Annotated in this window: 1 protein-coding gene; it reads left to right on the top strand. The window is 73.7% G+C overall.

What is annotated here, in order from left to right:
• Window positions 1–186: 186 nt before the first annotated feature.
• A partial coding sequence (locus tag FNX44_RS27550; protein WP_153507824.1) for a helix-turn-helix domain-containing protein occupies window positions 187–495 on the top strand: 309 nt, incomplete at its 3' end.

The following is a 495-nucleotide window of genomic DNA, read 5'->3' on the forward strand; positions in this document are numbered from 1 at the left end:
CCCCCGGTCCACAGCCCCTCCCGTCCTGCCTTCATGACGGGACGCCACCTCGCGTGACCTGCGGCGACGCCCGGACGTTGACGATGTGGCGGGACGGCCGGGACGCTGGTCACCGGCCCCTTTCACGGCGTCCGCCGACAACTCCGCCAGTAGCCGGTTGAGCGGCCGAGCAGGGAGGAGGCTCCGATGGCACGTTGGCGACCGCTTCCCGACGTCCTCCCCCCGGAGGTCCGACGGTTCGTCGAGCGGCTGCGGCTGCTGAAGGACCGCACGGGTCTCAGCCTCAACGCGTTGGCGGCCAAGTCGGGGTACAGCGCGTCCTCCTGGTACCGCTACCTGGGCGCCGTGACGCTGCCGCCGTGGGAGGCGGTCGCCGCGCTCGCGCGGGTCGCCGGGGTGCGCGACGACGATCTGTCGAGGCTGCGGGTCATGTGGGAGGCCGCGAGCGAAGCCCGCCGCCCGACCACCGCCACGACCGCCACCACCGCCACCACC

Origin of the sequence: Streptomyces alkaliterrae (genome assembly GCF_007097205.2) — a bacterium.
GTDB classification, from domain to species: Bacteria; Actinomycetota; Actinomycetes; order Streptomycetales; family Streptomycetaceae; genus Streptomyces; species Streptomyces alkaliterrae.